This window comes from Desulfofundulus luciae (assembly GCF_030813795.1).
Taxonomy (GTDB): domain Bacteria; phylum Bacillota; class Desulfotomaculia; order Desulfotomaculales; family Desulfovirgulaceae; genus Desulfofundulus; species Desulfofundulus luciae.
On record NZ_JAUSUX010000071.1, the window covers coordinates 1 to 1,054 of the forward strand.

The 1,054-nt window shown below is 55.9% G+C and carries 1 protein-coding gene; it reads left to right on the forward strand.

Annotated features, from left to right (window positions below; genetic code table 11):
• Nucleotides 1-142: 142 nt before the first annotated feature.
• Nucleotides 143-1,054: transposase (locus J2Z49_RS14755; RefSeq protein ID WP_307403955.1), on the forward strand; the 912-nt coding region annotated here is incomplete at its 3' end.

Sequence of the window (1,054 nt, forward strand, 5' to 3'; positions counted from 1 at the left end):
TTTTATAAACTTCCGCCGGGAATACACCTGAATTCATTCAGGTGATGAAAGGCGGCCGTATTTCAGCAGGGGGAGACCGCTTAACAACGGTCTCTCCTCTTTTTTTAGCGGGGTAACCCGCGGGAGGGAGGTGGAAGGAGAGATGGAGCAGGTCATTACGCTCAAGCTGAAGCTGTACCGGCCCACGCAGGCGAAGCGGGAGATGTACCAGCTGATGGCCGACAGGACAACGGAATTTGCGAACAACTACCTAAAACTGGACAAAAAAGACCGGCCCAGGACGTCAAAAGAAGCCAAGGAGTATTCGGACCCGCTGCCGTCGGCAGTGCTGTGTCAGGCTGTCAGGGACATTAAGAGCAAGCCGAAAGCCAGACGCTTCAAGCGGTTATGGCCCGCATTCAACAACCAGAACTTCCGGGTGGAGAAAGAGTATACCGTAGGCGGCGGAGCCGTCTACAAGGTCTCTTTCCCCACGCTGGAGAAGAGGGTCGGGGTGCCCAACGTGGTTACACCGTACCACAAGAAATATTTGGATTTACTGCTTGCAGGAAAAGTTAAACAGGGAGTGGCCCGGCTGGTCAAATGCGGGAAGTACTGGTACATCCACCTGAACCTGACGGTACCCGTGGAGCGGGTCCAGAAGCCGGAAAAGGTCATGGGCGTCGATTTAGGGCTGGTAGACCTGCTGGTGGCCAGTGCAGGGGGCCAGACGCTGTTTTTCCCTGGCGGCGGACTGGTATATATCCGCAGGCACTATGCTGACCTGCGCAAAAAGCTCCAGAAAGCCGGGGCGTACAAGGCCCTGAAAGAGTTGGGAGATAAAGAGCACCGGTGGGTGAAGGACGTGAACCACAAGATCAGCCACGCGGTAATCGAGTTTGCCAAGTTTCACGGTGTGACCAAAATCCGAATGGAGGACCTGACGGTGGCGAGGTGGACGAAAGCACAGGGGAAGGAACAGCGCAAGGATCACGGCAGGAGCCTGCATTACTGGCCCTATTACCAGCTCCGGCAATTCATCGAGTACAAGGCGGCACTGGCCGGCATCCAGGTG